The organism is uncultured Microbulbifer sp. (assembly GCF_947498635.1).
GTDB classification, from domain to species: Bacteria; Pseudomonadota; Gammaproteobacteria; order Pseudomonadales; family Cellvibrionaceae; genus Microbulbifer; species Microbulbifer echini.
In genome coordinates, this window is the sequence record NZ_CANMKV010000027.1 from 1 (window position 1) to 19,751 (window position 19,751).

22 protein-coding genes are annotated in these 19,751 nt (G+C 47.3%); 12 read left to right on the plus strand and 10 right to left on the minus strand.

From position 1 onward, the window contains the following. Window positions 1–185: 185 nt before the first annotated feature. On the plus strand, window positions 186–1,319 hold the full coding sequence (locus tag Q1A69_RS13945; protein ID WP_299586464.1) for a glycosyltransferase family 4 protein: 1,134 nt from the start codon (window positions 186–188) through the stop codon (window positions 1,317–1,319). 218 nt (window positions 1,320–1,537) lie between these two features. Here Q1A69_RS13945 and Q1A69_RS13950 read toward each other — a convergent pair whose 3' ends face one another. The 5 genes from Q1A69_RS13950 to Q1A69_RS13970 form a co-directional block, all read right to left on the minus strand. Then, entirely contained in the window at window positions 1,538–2,533 is a 996-nt protein-coding gene (locus Q1A69_RS13950) for a HupE/UreJ family protein (RefSeq protein WP_299586467.1), read from the minus strand. Between the two features lie 30 nt (window positions 2,534–2,563). Continuing rightward, entirely contained in the window at window positions 2,564–4,315 is a 1,752-nt protein-coding gene (locus tag Q1A69_RS13955) for a hypothetical protein (protein ID WP_299586469.1), read from the minus strand. A gap of 264 nt (window positions 4,316–4,579) precedes the next feature. Next, complete coding sequence (locus Q1A69_RS13960; protein WP_299586471.1) at window positions 4,580–5,191, minus strand: hypothetical protein; 612 nt, start codon at window positions 5,189–5,191, stop codon at window positions 4,580–4,582. Further along, window positions 5,191–5,943, minus strand: a complete 753-nt coding sequence (locus tag Q1A69_RS13965) for a TPM domain-containing protein (RefSeq protein WP_299586474.1) — start codon at window positions 5,941–5,943, stop codon at window positions 5,191–5,193. Before Q1A69_RS13965 ends, Q1A69_RS13960 begins: the two co-directional genes overlap by 1 nt. Before the next feature lie 18 nt (window positions 5,944–5,961). Continuing rightward, window positions 5,962–6,576, minus strand: coding sequence for a LemA family protein (locus tag Q1A69_RS13970; RefSeq protein ID WP_299586477.1), 615 nt, complete (start codon window positions 6,574–6,576; stop codon window positions 5,962–5,964). A gap of 86 nt (window positions 6,577–6,662) precedes the next feature. On the opposite strand from Q1A69_RS13970, the gene Q1A69_RS13975 reads away from it, so the two are divergent. The 8 genes from Q1A69_RS13975 to Q1A69_RS14010 all read left to right on the plus strand — a co-directional run bounded on the left by Q1A69_RS13975 (window position 6,663) and on the right by Q1A69_RS14010 (window position 12,625). Continuing rightward, on the plus strand, window positions 6,663–7,199 hold the full coding sequence (locus Q1A69_RS13975) for a YaeQ family protein (RefSeq protein ID WP_299586480.1): 537 nt from the start codon (window positions 6,663–6,665) through the stop codon (window positions 7,197–7,199). A gap of 14 nt (window positions 7,200–7,213) precedes the next feature. Then, window positions 7,214–7,696, plus strand: coding sequence for a YajQ family cyclic di-GMP-binding protein (locus Q1A69_RS13980; protein ID WP_299586482.1), 483 nt, complete (start codon window positions 7,214–7,216; stop codon window positions 7,694–7,696). Window positions 7,697–7,707: 11 nt separating this feature from the next. Next, entirely contained in the window at window positions 7,708–8,643 is a 936-nt protein-coding gene (locus tag Q1A69_RS13985) for an esterase-like activity of phytase family protein (protein ID WP_299586484.1), read from the plus strand. 140 nt (window positions 8,644–8,783) lie between these two features. Then, window positions 8,784–9,098 (plus strand): hypothetical protein, encoded by a 315-nt coding sequence (locus Q1A69_RS13990; RefSeq protein ID WP_299586486.1) that lies wholly within the window; start codon window positions 8,784–8,786, stop codon window positions 9,096–9,098. 153 nt (window positions 9,099–9,251) lie between these two features. Then, window positions 9,252–10,157, plus strand: coding sequence for a hypothetical protein (locus Q1A69_RS13995; protein WP_299586488.1), 906 nt, complete (start codon window positions 9,252–9,254; stop codon window positions 10,155–10,157). After that, window positions 10,158–10,751 carry a uracil-DNA glycosylase family protein gene (locus Q1A69_RS14000; protein ID WP_299586491.1) on the plus strand — a complete coding sequence of 198 codons (594 nt, stop codon included), beginning with the start codon at window positions 10,158–10,160 and terminating at the stop codon, window positions 10,749–10,751. It begins immediately after the preceding gene. After that, entirely contained in the window at window positions 10,751–11,473 is a 723-nt protein-coding gene (gene ung / locus Q1A69_RS14005) for a uracil-DNA glycosylase (RefSeq protein WP_299586494.1), read from the plus strand. The genes Q1A69_RS14000 and ung overlap by 1 nt, the downstream gene beginning before the upstream one ends. Window positions 11,474–11,809: 336 nt before the next feature. Beyond that, window positions 11,810–12,625, plus strand: coding sequence for a hypothetical protein (locus Q1A69_RS14010; RefSeq protein ID WP_299586496.1), 816 nt, complete (start codon window positions 11,810–11,812; stop codon window positions 12,623–12,625). Between the two features lie 64 nt (window positions 12,626–12,689). Here Q1A69_RS14010 and Q1A69_RS14015 read toward each other — a convergent pair whose 3' ends face one another. After that, the gene (locus Q1A69_RS14015; protein ID WP_299586498.1) at window positions 12,690–13,610 is read right to left on the minus strand and encodes a LysR family transcriptional regulator; all 921 of its coding nucleotides are present in this window, start codon (window positions 13,608–13,610) and stop codon (window positions 12,690–12,692) included. 84 nt (window positions 13,611–13,694) lie between these two features. Here Q1A69_RS14015 and Q1A69_RS14020 point away from each other — a divergent pair, with 84 nt between their 5' ends. Further along, window positions 13,695–14,432, plus strand: a complete 738-nt coding sequence (locus Q1A69_RS14020; protein WP_299586500.1) for an SDR family oxidoreductase — start codon at window positions 13,695–13,697, stop codon at window positions 14,430–14,432. A 226-nt stretch (window positions 14,433–14,658) separates the two neighbouring features. On the opposite strand, the gene rimK is transcribed toward Q1A69_RS14020, so the two are convergent. The 4 genes from rimK to Q1A69_RS14040 form a co-directional block, all read right to left on the minus strand. After that, a complete protein-coding gene (rimK, locus tag Q1A69_RS14025) occupies window positions 14,659–15,570 on the minus strand; it encodes a 30S ribosomal protein S6--L-glutamate ligase (RefSeq protein ID WP_299586502.1) in 912 nt (303 codons plus the stop codon). A 621-nt stretch (window positions 15,571–16,191) separates the two neighbouring features. Further along, complete coding sequence (locus Q1A69_RS14030; RefSeq protein ID WP_299586507.1) at window positions 16,192–16,755, minus strand: hypothetical protein; 564 nt, start codon at window positions 16,753–16,755, stop codon at window positions 16,192–16,194. 257 nt (window positions 16,756–17,012) lie between these two features. Next, a complete protein-coding gene (locus tag Q1A69_RS14035) occupies window positions 17,013–17,561 on the minus strand; it encodes a hypothetical protein (protein WP_299586509.1) in 549 nt (182 codons plus the stop codon). A 342-nt stretch (window positions 17,562–17,903) separates the two neighbouring features. Then, on the minus strand, window positions 17,904–18,944 hold the full coding sequence (locus Q1A69_RS14040; RefSeq protein WP_299586511.1) for a folate-binding protein: 1,041 nt from the start codon (window positions 18,942–18,944) through the stop codon (window positions 17,904–17,906). 114 nt (window positions 18,945–19,058) lie between these two features. Here Q1A69_RS14040 and Q1A69_RS14045 point away from each other — a divergent pair, with 114 nt between their 5' ends. Beyond that, complete coding sequence (locus Q1A69_RS14045; RefSeq protein ID WP_299586513.1) at window positions 19,059–19,304, plus strand: succinate dehydrogenase assembly factor 2; 246 nt, start codon at window positions 19,059–19,061, stop codon at window positions 19,302–19,304. Beyond that, the gene (locus Q1A69_RS14050; protein WP_299586516.1) at window positions 19,279–19,731 is read left to right on the plus strand and encodes a protein YgfX; all 453 of its coding nucleotides are present in this window, start codon (window positions 19,279–19,281) and stop codon (window positions 19,729–19,731) included. Before Q1A69_RS14045 ends, Q1A69_RS14050 begins: the two co-directional genes overlap by 26 nt. Window positions 19,732–19,751 lie beyond the last annotated feature (20 nt).

The following is a 19,751-nucleotide window of genomic DNA, read 5'->3' on the forward strand; positions in this document are numbered from 1 at the left end:
GGAAGCGGGTAATTTTCTTGCATCAATAATATCCATTTGGATATTATATAGAACTATAGGATCGCCGGGTTAATAGTGGCAAGAAGTGCTCATAAAAGTGGTGTTGTGCTAGGGGAGGCCATCTGAGCGGTAGTGGGGGGGTAAAGATATGGGCTTTGATCTTAAATTAAATAATAGGAGTGATTATGCGTATTCTTGTCCCTGTTTTCTTCAAGGCACCGCTTGGCGGGCTTCACTCACATGTATATGCTCAGGCTAGGGCAATAACTCAGGAGGGTTGGCACTGCACTATATTGTGTAAACCTGGACCTTTCGCGCAGCAATGCCGTGACGGTGGTTTCCATGTTATTGAAGACGATTTTAAAGACCTATCCGCATCAGCTGCTTACGTAGCCCAATCCCATAAGTTTGATATTGTTCATGCGCATCCATTTGCTTCAAGGGAGGTGGGGCAAGGTATCGCCAAAATATTAAATATACCAATTATGATTACAATTCATGGAAAATATACTGACTCCTTAGAGGAGGGGTGTGAGGATTATGGTCGTATCTACTGTGTTAGTCCTGGTGTAAGGGATCATCTGGTTAAGGAGGGAGTTAGAGATCTTCATAAGATATTGATTTACCCAAATGCTGTAAATCATGAGGTTTTCCATGGTGGAGCTAGTAAGCGGTCGGACAGAGTAAAGACAATAAGAAGTTCTTTTCAGGGTTCGATAAGCGAGAGTGATCGAATAATTGTATTTGCATGTCGTATGGGGCCGGATAAAAAATTTATCCTTAGGTGTGTAATGAATTCGTGGAAAAACCAAGCTAAGAGAAAATTAGATTCTTGGCAATGGTTGGTTGCGGGTGATGGACCTGCGAAAGCTCAGCTGGAATTGGCTGCAAATGAGTTAAATGAAAGAGTTGGTAGAAAATGTATACAGTTTCTGGGTTGGCAGTCAGAAGATGATCTCAATACACTTTACCAGTCAGCCGATCTGGTAGTAGCCCCAGGAAGGAGTGCTCTTGATTGCCTGGGTTGTAGTAGACCTGTAATTGCGATTGGTTCAAAGGGATATATCGGTCTTATAGATGAAGATAATTGGTATAAGGGTTCCTATTCAAACTTTGGTGGTGTAGGTGAAAAGGAATATACTGCAGGCCAATTGTTTAAGGATATAAATTCTATTATATATGATGATGTAAGGCTTGCAGACCTCGGTAATTTCGGGAAGAAACAAATTTATAATTTTTATGACCAAAAATATTGGGATGGTTGGCTAATTAATCAATATCGAGAGGTTTTTGCAAGACATAAAAAGGCCTTCGTGTAAAAATTAAAGATGAGGTTTCGGATATTATTTTGTAACTGCTCAATAGAGGAATTGGTAATTTTCTGGGGGGTTTGAGGGGGCATAAATTTTATACTAATAGATCGTAAGGGGGTATAAGCAGTTGGAGAGATTTACAATGTTTAATGTATAAAAAGTTTAAAGTTCGCGTTGCTAATCGATAATACAGTTGTTTTGAAATCTAAGGAAAAGCCAAGTTGTCAAAACCTGTTTTCACCTCTAGTATTTATTGCTAGAGTAGAGTCTGATAGACCTTTCTGCTGTATTACAGTTATAACCCCAGCTCCGCGCTCAAAAGCCCAGATTACGGCTATTGCAACGCAAATGGTTGCAATCGAGTAGCGTAGTTGAGCCTCCCAGTTTTTTTGCCAGTGCCTAGCCAAGTAAAAGAGAGACCAGATTGCAAGAATAATAAATATTTGTCCGACTTCTACACCGAGATTAAAAGCCAGTAGGCTTTGCCAGAGATTGGGTGAATCTAACTTGAGTATTTCTTGCAAAACAAACGAAAACCCCAGTCCATGCAAAAGCCCCAATAGACAGGTGGTGAAAAATATTGTGTGTTCATTAGATGTTTTTCCGGTGGGTTTTATCCTCAGGGAAAGCCAGGCCATGTAGATAATGGAGAGGGCTATCCCGGTTTCAACCAGGGGGATAAACCAGACGGCGACAGGGATAAAGCCAAAAATTCCAGCAGAAAGGGTAATGCTGTGACCAATGGCAAATCCGGTGATACGCCATAAAAGTAAGGGTAGGGTCAAGGCGCCAAGACTTAGGCAGAGTACAAAAAGTACATGATCTAGTCCCCCAATGATATGCACTATACCTTTCCTGAGGAAGGTCTGTATGGTGTCTAGGTTGGTATAGCTGATCAGGGCTGATTTTTGCACTAGGCCCTTTGAGTGAATAACTCTCATTTTCCCTGGTCTGTAGTTGAGGGTTAAATTTTTTGTCTTTTCCTGATTGTGGGGGGCAGAATATCGTGCGCTGGAGAGCCGATATTCTTCTAGCGAGGTGCTTGCTGCATAAGGCAGTCTCATCGAAAGGTTGATTCTGCTGGTCCTATGCTCAATATGCGGGGTTATTACGTTCGGGTTGAGTAGAAGGTGGGCCTCAGCGCTTTGGGGTTGTGCACTCATGCAAAGAACCAGGGTGAGTGAAAGAAACTGAAAGACATAAAATCGAAGATTTCTCATGGCACTTTCCTACTCTGTTTACTCTTAGCCTTATCGTATGGATAGCGGTGTAAATGCAGATATCTTCCAGTAATTATCCGACTGGGTAATTTCGATGCTTGCACGCGTCTCACGTGGTAGCTGTTCCATATGTCCCCAACTGTAGTCTTCAGTAATTGAACGCCATTTACCGATAATTCGGAAAGTTTTACTGCCATTTTCGAATGTTTGATCGGCGTATTCAACTTCCAGATCACCGATAGACTTCACCGAGCCCTGGTTGCCGGTGCTAGTTTGTGGTTGATAAACCTGTGACAGGTTGGAGAGAGTTTTATCAAAATTATCTCGGCTCACTAGGTTGGCTAGCTGTAACTTAAGCTCTTCATTTTCTGGCTCTTCATAGGCGGCGGAGAGCCTGATCAAAAGTGTTTCGGTAATTTCTTCGAGTGCCTTTGTATTGATGGTTCCCGGCAGGGGAATTCGCAGCTCCCCAGGTAGGGCATAGTAGATAGGTACGGCACAAATAATGACAACGCTGTAAAAGAGGATGGGATGTTTATTTTTGGTCTCCATTTTTTTACTGCGGAGAGTCAGAATAAAGAAAACTGCAAAACAGAACGAAAAGAGTACTGCCATCGGAATTACGGCGTTAGGGGTCTTAACGGGAACCGGATCGCTGTTGGGCGCGCGGTAGTCGTAGAGGTAATTACGCCATTGGATATCGGGGAAGTCAGGCACAACATGGGTGGGGAAGGGCCCGGCAGGATCCTGAATCAGGGTGGGTACGGAATTGATGGTTTCGGTAAATAGCTTCCAATCAACGGTAACACTCTGTGGTAATTCCTTGATGGAGAATTTTTCTCGGTAACCAATCAACAGTGAGCCAATTTCGATCTGCTCGTCATTCTTTACAGTGGTGAATCCGATATTGTTGGCTTTGAGGAATAATATTTCAGTGCTGATCGGAATAGATAACTCCTGGTCTATGGTAGTGGGGTTTTTATTCTGTAAGAATCCCTCAGTTGTACGCTGTAAAAAGGCTCTTTTTTCTCGGGTGAGGGTCTGCCATGCGTCAAAGGGCTGTGCGGTCCATTGCAGTAAGTCCCTGGGGCGCAAAAGGATTTCATGGCGTACTTGACGAGGCTCCACATAGAGGAAAGATCTGAGGGGGTAGCGGTTGTGAGGGTTAATATCTTGGTTTTCGAATCGGGTGTTCCAAGGATCTTCCCTATCGATTTTGAGTGATTCGATTCGTGATAAATAGTGGAATCCACTGACAGGCGTGCGCCCATGCTGGCTGGTGAATCCGATAGTGGCAGAGGCTATGCCGTCGTTATCTAGAGGTGGGTGTAATTTCAGGTTTTTGAGCTCTTGAATAGGAAATTCGAGAGTGGCCAGTAGGATAGTTTTATCAGAAGGTAACTCCGGCAGATGCAGTCCGGTCCTGGGATCTACCTTTCCGGCGAAGGGGGAGTATCTCGGTTTTCTCTGTGCAATTCTTACTGAAGTATTACTGGGTATTATTCTCCCCTTTGGTGAGTGCACTTCAAAGGCGATTTCTTTATGGGTTTGTGCGAATCTGGCTATTTCATAGATGCTTTCTGATGGAGTGATTCCTGGCCAGAATGCATCGGCATCGGCAGCGGAAATTTCAAGGGTAACTCGCAAGCTGTGACTTAGTATTTCTACTTCAGCGATATTGGGGGCTGTTTCCGCTCCGCTCAGGCTGATAAAATCAGCACGGATATATGAGGATGCCAGGAGAGTGATCAATAGCCATAATAAAGTTAAGCGCTTTCCCATTAGCTATATCTTTTCTTACTTATAAAAAATTACTGGTCATCGGGTATTCCCACTGCTTCTCCCAGGGTCTGTACTCAAAATAAGATATGTTGAAAGTAGCAATATTCATTGATTTTTAATGAATGCTGTGAATGTCATCCGGAAAAATGAAAAGGAAGTAGTATGGAAATTACTGAAGCTTAGTCGAAAGTCCTATTCTTGCGACGACATACGCGAATTGTGACGTTAAAATCCTACTTGTCGGTAAGGTGATTATCCGGTGCTTTAGTCGATCAGAATCAGGTGGTTGGGTAGTTCATCTTTCACTGAGCTGCTGGGGGCGGCCTCTTTTAATAAATCTCCGCATTGCGCAATACACTGGAGTAGGGCCTCTCCCGCTTTGCCACGTTTAATTTCGTGGATAAATGCCTCAATGATTACCTGCCAATGATCATTGGTAACCTGCTGGGCAAGGCCACGGTCCGCAAGAATTTCTACATAGTGCTCGGCTTCACAGACAAAAATTAGTAAGCCTAGGCGATCTTGGGTGCTGTGTAACTCCTGTTCTAGAAATTGCCGGCGGGCGAGATTTGCGGCACGCCAATATTTGATTTTTTTGGGCACCAGCCGCATGGTAATCGGGCGCCAGCGGAAAAGTAGCGCCAAGGCGATAAAGAGTATCCATTGCAGAAGGAAGGCCTGCTGAAAGTTGATCCACCAGGGGAGAAATTCAATGAGTGGTGAGAGCAGTAGGGTGAAAAAGGCGGCCCAAAGAGTGGAGATGTACAGGTAGTTGTCGGCTTCCCGTGCGACAATCGCCACAAGCTCCGCATCGGTATGGGATTCCACTTCCTTGATGGCTTCGGCCACCTGGCGTTGATAACTATTGTTGAGCATTACCATCCTCCCGATGCGCCCCCTCCGCCAAACCCTCCACCCCCACCGCTAAATCCGCCCCCTCCGGAAGAACTTCCACCCGGCAGTCCACCACCGAAGCCGCCGCTACCATAGTAGCCGCCAAAGCGGCCACGTTTGTAGTTGCGTCCGTGTACTGGGGAGCTGAGAACGGAAGTCCCGAATAAGTGCAGCATAATCAGAGCCAGGAATAGACCAATCAGAAAGACTAGGCGCCGACCTTCTTTGGTTTCCACTGGCTCGGTTACATACTCATTCTTAGTGGCGGCAATAATGGAGCCTACTCCAGCGTTAATACCACCGGCAAAGTTGCCGCTTTGAAATTCTGGCAGTACCTTGGTTTGGATAATATTGGCAGATAGGGCATCAGTAAGGACACCTTCTAGGCCGTAGCCCACCTCAATGCGAACTTTGCGTTCCCCGGGAGCAATTAAGAACAGTACGCCATTATTTTTTTTCTTGCGCCCCAGCTTCCACTCGCGTGCCAGCTGATTAGCATATTCCTCAATCGTGATACCTTGAAGATCGGGCAGGATGGCGACGACCAGCTGATTACTGCTCTCGGACTCGTATTGCTGGATTCGTTCGGTGAGCTTATACCGTTCTTCGGCGGTCAGAAGCTCGGCCCTGTCCACGACTCGTCCGGAGAGGGGGGGGAGCTGGACCTCGGCCCACAACACCACGGCCAGTAGCGGGGTCATTAGGGCAAATATAGTCTTGGCGAGGCGTATCATAGGGTTATCAGCACCTGCCTATTGAAAGTCTACTTCTGGAGCCTGTTCTGCTCCCTCGCTGGTGGCCTGAAAAGTTTCCCGCAGCGGCATACCCCTATAGAGGAGTGCATGCCAGATGCGTCCGGGAAAAGTACGAATCTCCCGGTTGTAGCGCTGCACTGCCTGGATATAATCCCGGCGCGCGACACTGATCCGGTTTTCGGTGCCCTCCAGTTGCGACTGCAGGCTGAGGAAGTTCTGGCTGGCTTTGAGGTCGGGGTATCGCTCTACAACCACCATCAGGCGTGATAGGGCGCTGGAGAGCTGGGCCTGGGCGGCTTCGAACTGCTGGAGCTTGGCCGGATCATTGAGGAGGTTGCCGTCTAGCTGTAGGGAGCTCGCTTTGGCCCGAGCCTCGGTAACCGCTTGTAGAGTCTCGCGCTCATGCCCAGCATAGGCTTGAACGGTCTTTACCAGATTTGGTACCAGATCTGTGCGACGCTGATACTGGTTTTCTACTTGGGCCCAGGTCGCTTTCACCTGTTCGTCATAGGTGGGAATATTATTGATGCCGCAGCCACTCAGGAAACCCGTCAGCAGGCAGAGTAGAGTGCAGCGCCAGATGAACGGGCTGCTGCCAGTAGCTGAGGTCATGCGGAATATCCTTATTCTCCCGTGAACCAACCAAGAATAGTCCGCCTTAGTTACAGTGCTGAAGGTGGTGTAGAGATGGAGCCGAAATGGCATTAAAAGCAACAATTTTCAAAGCCAAAATACAAATAGCCGATATGGATCGCGACTATTATGCCGAGCACCAGCTCACTTTGGCGCGCCACCCGTCGGAAACGGACGAGCGTATGATGGTGCGTTTACTGGCCTTTGCGCACAATGCCGCAGACTCCCTGGAGTTTACCCGCGGACTCTCCTCTGACGAGGAGGCCGATCTGTGGCAGAAGAGCCTTACTGGTGAAATCGACCTCTGGATTGAGGTTGGGTTGCCCACCGAGGAGCGATTGCGCAAGGCCTGCGGTCGCGCTGGACAGGTTTTGGTATACAGTTACGGGCGGCGAGCTGCGCCAGTTTGGTGGCAAAAGCTCGACAGTCAGCTTGTACGATTTGAAAACCTTAAGGTTTATCATCTCGACGCCGATACCACAGAGCCGTTAGCGCTGATGGCCGAGCGCAATATGGATCTCAGTATCACCATTCAAGATGGCCATATCTGGCTAGCCGATAGCCATCACAATACGGAGATAACTCCGCAAATCTGGAAATAGGAGCAGAGAAATTAATGCCTTCATTTGACATTGTATCCGAAGTAGACAAACACCAACTGACCAATGCTGTAGATCAGGTAAACCGCACTGTTACCAACCGTTTCGACTTTAAGGGCGTGGATGCGGAAGTGGAGATGAGCGACTTTTCCCTGGTGGTGCGCGCAGAGGTGGATATGCAGGTAGACCAAATAGTGGATATGCTGCGCGGCGCGCTGATCAAATGTGATATCGACCCACTGGCGATGGAGGTGGGCGAAAAAGAGCAATCCGGCAAACAGGTGAAAGTGGGTGTGACCCTGAAAAATGGCCTGGACAAAGAATTGTCAAAAAAAATCGTTAAGCTGATTAAAGATGAAAAGCTCAAGGTACAAGCCGCTGTTCAGGGCGAGCAGGTGCGGGTTACTGGTAAGAAGCGCGATGATCTGCAACAGGTCATCGCGCTGCTCCGAAGTAAGGAGCTGGAACAGCCCCTGCAATTTAACAACTTCCGTGATTAACTGGCGGCACAGTGATTAAACGTTTCCTCCTCAGTGTTGCTTCTATATTGCTCGCGCCTCTGGCTGTGGCAGCGGAAATCATCCCCGCAAAGCTGCAAGCCAGCTACTGGGTGGATAACAGTGAGGGCCTGGATATTTCCGGCCTCAGCTTTTGTGACGGTAAGTTACTGGCTGTTTCCGATAAGAACTCTGGGGAGATTTACTCGCTGGCACTGGATGGCAAGCGCGCCGAGCTGCGTACCCATCGGCTTCTCACAGATTTGGAAACTCCCAGTAAGGAGCAGGTGGGAAGTCTCTGGGTTGCCTTCATGGAGCTTTTTCGTCCTGCGGATCAGCTGGACTTTGAAGGAATCAGCTGTACTGGAGACGCCATCCACCTTGTCAGTGAACATTACAATCGCATTGCCAATGTGGATGGTCAAGGCAAGGCAAGTTGGCAGGAGCATATCTGGTCCCCTATAGCCAAGGCGGAAGGTTACCTGCAAAAGCCCAATGCCTCCAGTGAGGGGCTGGTCAGGGCCGCAGGAGCCTTTTGGGTGGCCATGGAGCGTGAGCCCCGCGGCCTTTTACAGCTCAATACCAAAGGCGAGGTTAGTGTATTTTCTCTGCCATCAGTTGCTGGTCTTGGATTTTATGGGCGCTCTGAGGACCTGGCGGGTCTCGACTATTATGACGGGGCGCTATTTACCCTGGAGCGCAACGCCCACGCAGTATGCCGCAGGGAGCTCCCGAGTTTAGAGGCTCAGTGGTGTGTGGATTACCGCGCACTGGAGGAGTCACCTGAGCGGATTTATGAAGAAACCCGCTACGGTAAGGGGGAGGGCTTGGCGGTCAATCCTCAGGGTATCTTCGTTGTTTTGGATAATAACAATGTGGGGCGTGCTCAAGTACCGCAGGACAAGCGAGCCTTGTTGCTGCACCTGACCTTCCCTGATGTTCATCATTAGTTCTAGTGAGTATTGCCATAGCTGTGGGCACTAAGAGGGTGTTCAGGCTACGGCTTTCTGCGCTTAAGTGAGTCAGTAAACGCCTGCTGCAGTATGATTAAAAACTCCCGTTAGACGCTTAAACTTACCTGGATCAATAGATGAAATTCGTTTATTACGGGGTTTTAAGTACAGCCCTTAGTATTGGTGTCGTGGCGTCAGCGATGCCGATTTGGGCTGTGGGAACACATAAGTACGGTGCTATTGCGTCTATCTGGCAAAATTTAGATCTATATTACTTGATGGCTGCTGGTTGTATTTGCATCATTCTCAGTGCCCTATCCCTCTGGAAGTCGTGGCAACTTTCTAGTTTCTCCGGTGTGTTTGTGCCATTACTCGTGTTCACGCTTGCTGCGCTACAGTTTGTACTTCTGTTCATCCTGTATGTCAGTAAGGTGATATATCATTTTGATTGATTAGATAGTCGCCTAGGCAAATTACCAGATAATTTTCCCGGCGTATTTTGGTAGAAGCCGCCATGATATCTGGTAAATACGACTTGTCTTAGCAGCTGGTAAATATTAATTGGAATTACTGTGATTAAACGTCTCTTATTCGGTGTGGTTAGTGTGTTGCTGTCACAGCTAGGGGTAGCAGCAGAAATTATTCCTGCCCAAAAGTTAAATCATTACTGGGTGGATGCCAGTGCGGGATTAAGTCTCTCCGGGTTAAGTTTTTGCAACGGTAAGCTTCTTACTGTTTCAGACAAAAAATCTCAGGAAATTTACCAGATTGTATTAAAGGGTACGCACGCCAGACTTGAGACGTATTTAACTCTATCTGGGTTGAGTGTTCCAAAGAAAGATAGGCCAAGAAATTTATGGTATTTTCTGCTGGACCTTACTCGGCCAGCAGTGGCGATGGACTTTGAAGCAATCAGCTGTGCAGGTAATACCTTTTACCTGTTGAGCGAACGCTATAACCGTATTGCCGAAGTAGATATTCAGGGGAGGGGGCATTGGCTGGAAAATATGTGGTCGGCTAAAGCTAAAGCCCAGGGTTATATGCAAGGGTACAACCTCTCAGGTGTGGGTTTGCAGAAAGTTGGAGATAATTTTTGGATGGTACTAGAGCGAGATCCCCGCGCGTTGGTAAAGCTTGACGCCAAGGGGGGGGTACAAATTTTCACGCCGCCGCCAGTTGCAGGACTGAATTTTCGTGGGCAACCTGAAAATTTAGCGGGCCTCGATTACTATAACGGTGCTTTGTTTACCTTGGAGCCGAATGGGCACGCTGTGTGTCGGAGGGTGTTACCAAGCTTGAAAGCGAAGTGGTGCCTGGATTATTGGGAGCATGAAAATTCCTCTGAACTTGGCTACGAAGTTTCTCGTACTGGGGGAAAAGGCGATGGTTTGGCGGTGGGCGATCTGGGCATTTTTATTGTATTTGATAATGATAATATTAGCCGTATTCACGATCCCCAAGACCGCCGTGCGCTCCTGTTACACCTGGCTTTTCCGGAGGGAGTAGATTAGGTGGCAGCCGAGAAGTTACCAGTACTGTTGGAAGAAATACGTGCTTGCCGACTATGTGAGGATCATTTACCGCTGGGACCCAATCCGGTACTGCGTGCAGCAGCATCGGCTCGTATATTGATTGTTGGTCAGGCGCCAGGCACCAAGGTTCATACCACGAATATCCCCTGGAACGATCCGTCCGGTGACCGCTTGCGTAAATGGCTTTCGATAGGCCGCGATACTTTTTACGATGAGTCGCGAATTGCCATTATTCCCATGGGGTTTTGTTATCCCGGTAGGGGTAAAGGAGGTGACTTGCCACCGCGGCCCGAGTGTGTCTCTACTTGGCATAATCGCTTGTTGCAGCAGCTACCCAATTTGCAACTCACCCTTTTGGTGGGACAATATGCGCAGCGCCATTACCTGCCGCACTGGTATGGTAATATTACCGAGAATATTCGTCATTACCGCGATGCTCTTCCAGCGAGGTATTTCCCCTTACCGCACCCCAGCCCACGGAATTCCTTATGGTTGCGCCGTAGGCCCTGGTTTGAAAAAGAGGTAGTGCCCGAATTGCAGAAACACGTTAAAAAGATATTGAAGGTTAAATAATGCCGGTTCCGGATAAAATCAAGATTCACCCTTCCTGGTACGATGTATTAGGCGAAGAATTTGAACAGCCCTATATGGCAGAGCTACGCAATTTTTTACGTGGAGAAAAGCAAGCCGGAAAAAAAATCTACCCCGCCGGTGGTCAGGTTTTCAATGCTTTTAATTCCACGCCTTTTGATCAGGTAAAAGTGGTTATTTTGGGGCAGGACCCCTACCATGGCGTAGGGCAGGCACACGGCTTGTGTTTTTCTGTTATGCCCGGTGTGCGTATTCCACCATCCCTGCAGAATATTTATAAAGAATTACACTCTGATATGGGAATACCCCCTGCTCATCACGGCTGCCTGCAGCCTTGGGCTGAGCAGGGTGTTTTATTGTTGAATGCTACCCTCACGGTGGAGGACAGCAAGGCCGGTGCTCACCAGGGTCGTGGTTGGGAGCAGTTTACCGATGCCGCGATCCACAAGTTGGCGGAACAGCGCGAAGGCTTAGTGTTTGTCCTGTGGGGCAGCTACGCACAGAAGAAAGGCGGTTTTATCGACCGCAAGAAGCACCTAGTACTACGCGCACCGCATCCATCGCCCCTCTCTGCCCACCGCGGTTTTTTTGGCACCAAACCTTTCTCGCAAGTTAACCATTGGTTGCAGCAGCGCGGTGAAAAGGCCATTGTGTGGGCCCTGCCGGAAGCGAATCAGTTAAAGAGAGTTTCTGTAGAGGTGTAATAGTTCATATTTATGCAGTAAAAGCCATTCCACAAAATGGTGTTCCGACTTACGGTCTTTATGGGCAAGTTGGGAACACTGAATCAATTGAATTTAATGGTTTTTATAAGTGTTTGAGGTTTTTTTAATAAAACCTCTGCATTAGTGTATTTAGGTGCCTGGAAGGCGCACTCTCACAGATGGGTGACATTTAATTTTTATAAGTTGTCTACAATATTTTTAGTTTGAATTTGGGCGGCTTACCAAAAGGCGAATCTGTAGGTTTTTTTCTATCGTGAAGGGTGGTGTTGTGTAAGATTTTTTACGACATCTAACAGTTTGAGTGAGGAGGGGCCGGTGGAGTTGGCGTTAACCGATTTTTTTCTGGATTTTCTTTCTGCTCCATTTGTGGAGGCTCTTCTTACCGCAAGTTTTATTGGTTCTGCAGCGATTTTTAAGAAAAAATTCGATGCAAAAGCCTATAAAGATTTGTGGGATAAATTTTTTGGAGATTCTGATTCTGAAATTCATGTGGTGCTTCCTTTAATTAAGCAGAAAACACTCTTTTCTGAAATTACTAGTACTCAAAGTCAAATCCCTGATAATGTGTTGTTTATGCCCTATGATGAATCTCTTGGTATGCAGCTTTTAAAAGACAGGGTTGAAAAAGTATATCCCAAAAGAAAGGTTATCTTCCATGATTCCCGAAATTTTGTCGGCGATCATAAGACCTTTATATGTGTTGGGGGTCCGGCCATAAATGTTGTGAGTCGTGATTTGTTGCTTACCAGGAAAATTGACTCAAAGTTTAAGGTGGATTTTCTGGGTCGCTTTGCTGTTGATGAGGTTGATGATAGTTTTTATCAGTCGAATACATTGAGGGGCTCAATTACTGAAGATTATGGGTTTATATTTTTCACGGAAAATCCTTACCATAAGGGTAGCTGTATATGCTTGGTTTTTGGTATTTGGTCCCATGGGACTTACTCAGCAATACAGGCTTTGTGTCAGAAGGGAGTGCATTTGCCAGAGTTGGTAAGGAGCCTTAAAAACAACAATTCTTTATTTGCCGTCACTAAATCTACAGTAAGAGGGATGGTAACAGGTTTTCCATCTATAGTGAAAATAAGGAAGATAGAGGCCTCTAGCCAGATTTTGTCCGATTCAAGTTAAGTTTTTTGTTTTAAAGTGAATTGGTGGGGCTTATCTGGTCATCTCAGCTTGGTTGCCCATATTGCTAAATACTCCACTTAAACAGATTCTTTTCCTCTTTGAGGAAGTCAAGTAGCGCAGCCAATTTTTTGGGTTTGTTCAGTCCTGTGCGGTAAACGGCATGAATGTCCATTGGTGGAACATGCCAGTTTGGAAGAATATTAATTAGTAAACCTTTATCCAGCTCCTCCATAATATTATTGATGGGTAGCTGGGCAATTCCCACCCCATTGACCGCTGCATTTTTTAAAGCTGAAACATTGGCGCAAAAGAAATTTCCATTAACTGGAATGTTTATAGTCGATTGGTCAGAGGTGAGCGTCCATTCGGTATCTCCTGGGTTGAACTGGAATCTAAGGCAGTTATGGCTTACCAGCTCCTCAGGTAACTTGGGTGTTCCATGGGTGGTGAGATATTCAACGCTGGCTACCAGTATTCGTGTGGAGCTGCCAAGTTTTCGGGAAATCAAACGCTCATCGTGGATGTCGCCAACCCGAAAGGCGAGATCAATACCTTGGGAGAAGAGATCTTCAAAGTCGTAGGTGAGATTTAAAGAGATGGTAATTTTGGGCCAGCGTTTAAGAAAGGCGGGCATAACCTTCTTGGAAAGAAATTCACCCAGGGCTGGGGGGGCTGAAATCCGGAGTAATCCCTGGACCTGCTGATCCATTACCAGCACGTCGTTTTGCATTGTTTTAAAGTCTTCCACCAGATGCAGGGCCCGTTCATAGGCAATAGCCCCGACCTCTGTGAGTGCAACACGACGGGTAGTGCGGTCTAGTAATTTGGCCTTCAAGTGGGATTCCAACCTTGAAACCTCTTTACTGACTGTCGACTTGGGAAGTTCTAGCTGATCTGCCACCAGGGATAGGTTCAAGGTCCTACATACGTGTACGAATACGGATAAGGTTCTAAAGCTTATTGTTTCCAAATCACGAACATTCATTTTCCTGGGCCACAATTGTTCACATTGCTGATAATAATAAAATGCTCCTGTATTCGAAACAACCCGACTCACAGGAGATTTATCATGTCGAACGATCGAATTGCACTGGTAACTGGTTCAAATAGAGGTATTGGTTTAGAGGCGGCCAAACAGCTTTCTGACCAAGGTGTCAAAGTAATCCTCTCTGGTCGGGACAGGGTCAAGCTGGAGGCAGTAAGAGCTAACTGGAGCGGCAAGGTTGCGCCTATTGATATCATTGAATTGGATGTCACCAAAGCAGAGGATCGTGCGCGGGCAGCTCAAAAGATCGCCGAACAATATGGTCGACTGGATATTCTAGTAAACAACGCCGGCGTTATAGTGGAGGGTGAGTGGGGGCAGAACAATAGTGAGACTGTCTCACAAGAAGACCTGCAAACCACCTTCGGTATCAACTTGTTTTCCCAGGTCGGACTTACACAAGAACTGCTGCCTTTGTTAAAAAAGAGTAACGCTGGTCGTATTGTGAATGTAAGCAGTATCCTGGGCTCATTGGCGGTAAATGCCGACCAGGAATCCGGTTGGAGTGCGGTAAAGCCTTTCGCGTATAATGCTTCAAAAGCTGCGCTAAATATGTTTACTGTTTCCTTGAGCCAAAGCCTCGCCGGCACTGGAGTTAAGGTAAACAGTGCGCACCCAGGGTGGGTGAAAACCGATTTGGGGACCAGTGCTGCGCCTATGGATGTGACTGAAGGGGCGAAAACGGTTGTGGACCTTGCTTTGATTGAAAATGATGGCCCCACCGGACAGTTTGTTCACCTGGGTGAGGAGCAGCCTTGGTAAACGGCTAGGTATTGTTTTCTTTTACAATATTTCTAGATATGCCCCAGTTAAATTTGGGGCATATTTTTGTATGTAAATTACATTAAGACCCTGTTTTTGGGCTTAGATTTTGCCATTAAATAACCAGCTCCGATAAATATAAGACTGCCGGGTTCTACGGCACATCTGGGGCGTTTATGGCCGCTAAGGCGACCATAAACGTAGTGCTGTTAAGAGCCGAAGAGGGTTAACCTTTCCCTCGAGTTCTTGTTTTGTTGGGTTTAGCATTGTTCTCAATAAACTCTATAATCATTCCCGCAACATTTTTACTGGTTGACTCTTCTATGCCCTTTAAGCCGGGTGAGGAGTTAACTTCCATAATGAGTGGTCCTCGACTGGAGCGGAGAAGGTCAACACCACAGACATTGAGTCCCATAATGCTTGCAGCCTTTACAGCACACGCTCTTTCCGAGGGGGATAGCTTGACCAGTTTGGCCGTTCCGCCGCGATGCAGATTGGATCTAAATTCGCCTTCTGGGGCTGTTCGCTGCATCGCCGCAATTACTTTACCGCCAACCACAAAACAGCGAATATCGCTGCCCCCGGCCTCTTTAATAAATTCTTGAATAAGAATATTACTTTTTACCCCCATAAAGGCTTGGATAACACTCTCTGCCGCTTTCTTTGTTTCGGCGAGCACCACACCGATCCCTTGAGTACCCTCTAATACTTTAATTACTAGGGGGGCGCCTCCCACCTCTCTGATTAAGCCCTCTATATCGTCAGGTGAGTTGGCGAAGGCGGTAACTGGAATACCTACCCCCTTGCGTGATAGCAGCTGGATAGAGCGGAGTTTGTCCCGAGAGCGGGAAATAGCAACAGACTCATTGACACAATAAGTTCCCATCATTTCGAACTGCCGAACTACTGAAGTGCCATAGAAGGTAACTGATGAACCGATACGCGGAATCACTGCGTCAAAATCACCAGGTATAAATTCTTCATTTTTATAATGAATAGAGGGATTTTCGGTTCCCATGTCCATAAAGCAGCGGACATGGTCAATTACGCGTGCTTCATGGCCGCGTTCAATGGCTGCTTCAACAAGGCGGCGGGTAGAATACAGTTTTGGATTTCTTGATAAAATTGCTATTTTCATAATTTTTATTGCATGTGTGTTCAGTTTGATTGTTGTGCAGGGAGCTTTATCCTTGCATGAGTTGTTTTCTGGCTTATGTTTTGCATTTGGTGGTAACGCAAAAATTTACATTATTTGAAGTTTCTATAGGTATTGAATACTGGTTTGTGTTGCGAGTAAATCATTGTGCAGCGGTCGGTGATGATTTGTGTAGGAGTCTGTTTAAATTTATAGCTATGCTCGATACGGGTAGTTGAGAATTGTCGATATGTGGGTACACAAATACCGGTGATACTTTTAGAGGATGAAAGTGCAATCTCAGCGGCGAGAAGTCTCACTTCAATTATTGGTTTCTCAATAAGCTGTTCGCCCTCTAGAGTGCTGAATGATGTTAGGTCAAGCAGTTGTGGGGCATTACAATGGCCCAACAACTGAACTGTAATATTGCAAACATACCATATGTAAAGGGGCATAGACAGAATTTCGAGTGCTTTTGCTGGTTGTTCATTTCCGTCTATAGAGGGGGTGTTACGAGCAATCTGTTTCAATGTACTAAACAAATGCTGTACTAGATAAGGTCAGTATGTACTGACCATTGGTTTGGATGAATAGCTTGAGATGCGGTTTTGGGTTGTAAGGGGGCTATCGGCGAGCCTTTCCTCTTTCTGTTTGTGTACGATTTTTTTCTTTAATGTCAACGGACTTCCAGAGGGGGCGCATTAGGAGTCTGGCAAAAGCAAAGCCCACAAAAAACAGATTGCAAATATATGATAGGAAATAAGGACCGAACTCTCTTTCGAAGAATATACCTGCGGCATTTAAGGTGCTTATGATCACTACGAATGAGGCTATGCCAAAAAGCGCATAGTACGTAAATCTCATAATGATAGAGACAAATTTAAAGTGCCTTTTCTTCCAGAGGTAGACAATAAATCCTGTCGTTGCTACTCCCATCAGGCTGCTGCTGGTTGACCAGACATATCCGGCTTCAATGTGAAAATTTAATAAGGAAAGCGAAAAAGCAGCGAGTAGAGCGCTAAATAAACTGATGTAGACAATCATGGCAAGTGAGACAACATGTCCTCGGGTGATGCTTTCTACTTTGCGTGATTGAAATGTTGCGACCATTGCTGCAAAGCCCGCCAAAATAATGGAGACCTCTATAATGTGGAGTAGTTGTTCAATTTGTCCCGACAGTGTATTCATCTTTCGCTGTCGCCCCGAGTAGAGGTATTAAAAAGAGACGAAGTTATCCGTGTTCAAAGGATAGTTTATGCTTTTTTATCATAGGAGCCCTCCATTTAGCATTGTGGTTCTTACAGTTTCGGCAGGGTAAGACTTTGTTTTGGGGGTTGACCTTATTGGCTTCACTGCTGTTGTCGGTTCAAAAAATGTATTTTATGTGTCTAGGGGGTGATGGTGGTCTCAGTATCTCGAGCGAAGCTATTTGATTAGCGATTTTTTCATCTGACGTTAGCGCGAGGCTTGTGTAGGTTTTTCAATTCATTTTCTCTAACCACCTCCCATAGTGGGCGCATAAGTAGCCTCGAAAAGGCATAACCCACGACAAATAGATTGAAAATAAAAGAAAGGAAGTAAGGGGCAAATTCTTTATTGAAGATTATTCCGAAGGCATTTAGCAGGTTGATAAAAACCATTGTGCCAGCAAAACCAAAGAGAAGGAAGTACGTGATTTTGGCGGCAATCGATACCGACTTGAGGCGTTTTTTTTGCCAGAGATAAATGATGGAAAATGTCGTGGCTAGGCTCATGGCGGCACTGCTAGCTGACCATAAGCTTTGCTCACTGATGTCAAAATTAGATAACGCAAGAGTGAATCCGGCGAGAAGGGCATTGACTAGGCTTATATAAATAATCATTGCGAGAGATACAATTCTCCCCTTGGTTATATTTCTCCCTTTCTTGGGCTGGAGTGTACCCACAATTGCGGCAAAGCCTGCCAATACGATACAGGACTCCAGGGCGACGATAAGCTGCTCCATCTCTTTCAATAGCGTCTCCCTTCACGGCCGTGCCCCTAAATAGGTGTAGAAACAAGCTTAAATATTGTAGTGGTCGTGGTTGCGGTTGTGGAGAATCAGGACTCAAATTATTTTGTAGGATTTCAGGGGGCGCAAACAAAACACGGATCAAGGAAAAGGGCGACTGAAAAGCCGCCCTTTTAGTTTTGTTTACCATGCCTAAATTGAATCGCTTTCAATTATTAAATTTCTAAGGATGGAATATTGGCTCATCGGTGCAAAGGAGTGGGTATCGGGTTTTCCGGCGCTGACTTATAGCTGATGACAGGCAACCTTTGAGCTGTACCACTTTTTTGTTTGGACTCCGATAATTTAAGCTAAAGGGTCGGCGTCCGCGTCATAAGGTAACTCTTGAATCTCCAGTGTACGGCCGTCTTTCAGCTGCAGAGTTTGGCCGGCGGCGACCTTGGCGATGGTGAGCACAGCCAATAGCTGTATTCCATCTTTGCTGTGGCAGGCCTCCACTAGGTTGCCGATGCTCTGGGTGCCTTCAGTAAAGATTTCCAATCCGCTGCTTGGCAAGTCGCCCCCTTCGCACTTCGCACGATAGAGGCGGCGCTTGGCGGCGCCGCGAAATTGCATACGGGCGATCACTTCTTGGCCTGTGTAGCAACCTTTTTTAAAGCTGACGCCGCCAAGCAGGTGGAGATTGGTCATCTGGGGGATAAACATTTCGGAAGTGGCAGCATCAATTTGGGGGATGCCAGCGTCGATCTGCCCCTTTTGCCACTGATCGTAGCCGCTGGCCTCACTGTGGGGAGAGAGTTCCAGCCAGAGTTCCTGAGCCTTGCTGGCTGGTACTAAGAGGGTTAGCTGGCTTTCATTGACCGATTGGGCAATACAGCGCTGGCCATCATACTCAAAAGTGCTGACTTGACCGGAAGATAGGGGGGCGAACCCCAATATCTCTGAGGCCTGTTGAGCCGCGTTTTGCCCCTGTAGGCCGAGCCAGTGGAATTCGTCGCTGATATCACGCAGCTCTGTTTTAAAAAAGACGGCGTATTTGGCCAGTGCCTGTTGGGCAATTGGCGCTAAGTCGCGCGGCATTCGGAGTATAAATTCGCTCTGGGAGAGTTTCAGTGCGCTGAAAGCACTGATCATACGCCCCTTGGGGTTGCAGTGTGCCCCAAGGGTGCTGTGTCTGTCGGGTAGGTTTACCAGGTCGCAGGTCAGCTGACCCTGCAGGAATTTCTGGCTGTCGGGCCCGCTCACTGAAACGCCGCCCACGGGGCCCAGGTCGATCAGATGTAAGCCCTGGGGGCTGTCATTGCTGGTAAGGGGGAAGTGGGCCCTGCCGCCTTCCCAAATGGCGCCTTCGTTGCTGAGAAAATCCTGCCACTGTTGCTGGTCCATAGTGCTGCCACCTCCGGTTGTCTTGGTGGCGTTATTTGGGGATTGCCGCGCCCCTTTTCAAGTTTGCCTGGGCTGCGGGTATACTGCGCTCTTTAACCTGGTTGGAAAAGAAGTATGGATCGCAACCGCCTGTTTTGGGCCAGTCGCCGCGGCATGTTGGAGCTGGATCTGGTGCTGCTGCCATTTCTGGATAATATCTATGAAACATTGGAGCCAGAGGATCAGCAGCGTTATATCCGGCTGATGGACGAGCAAGATCAGGACTTGTTTGCCTGGTTTATGCGCCGAGAAGATCCGGTCGATCCAGACCTGCTGCGTATAGTGCAGATTATCCGTGACAACACCGGACTTCAGGAATAGCCAGTCTCCCCAGTATTTTGAACGCAGCGCGCGCCTGAGTTGCGCCGTTGCGTCATCGCCATTCCTTCTTCTTTTTTTGCTGGTTGCGGTAATCCAGGCAGCGCTTCTGTTGTGGTTGTGCCAGCTTCCTCCCTGGCTGTTCTGGTCGGCGCTATTGTTGGTGTTGATTTATGCCTTACTTGAGAGGGGGCGTCTGAGGCGAATGACCGGTGTGTTATCAACCCGCGAGCGTCGCTGGTTTTGGCGTAGCACAGGCGGTGAGGAGCGGGAGTTTCAGTTCCGGGGGGAGTTGCTGCTGTGGCGCTGGCTGGTTGTCATTCATGGGCGGGATCAGACTGGCGTACCCTTGCGTCTGGTATTGGCGCGGGATGCATTGGTTAGAGATGACTGGCGCAGGTTGCAAGCTGCACTGCGTTTCTCACGCTAAGGCGGGCGGCGGCCCGCCGT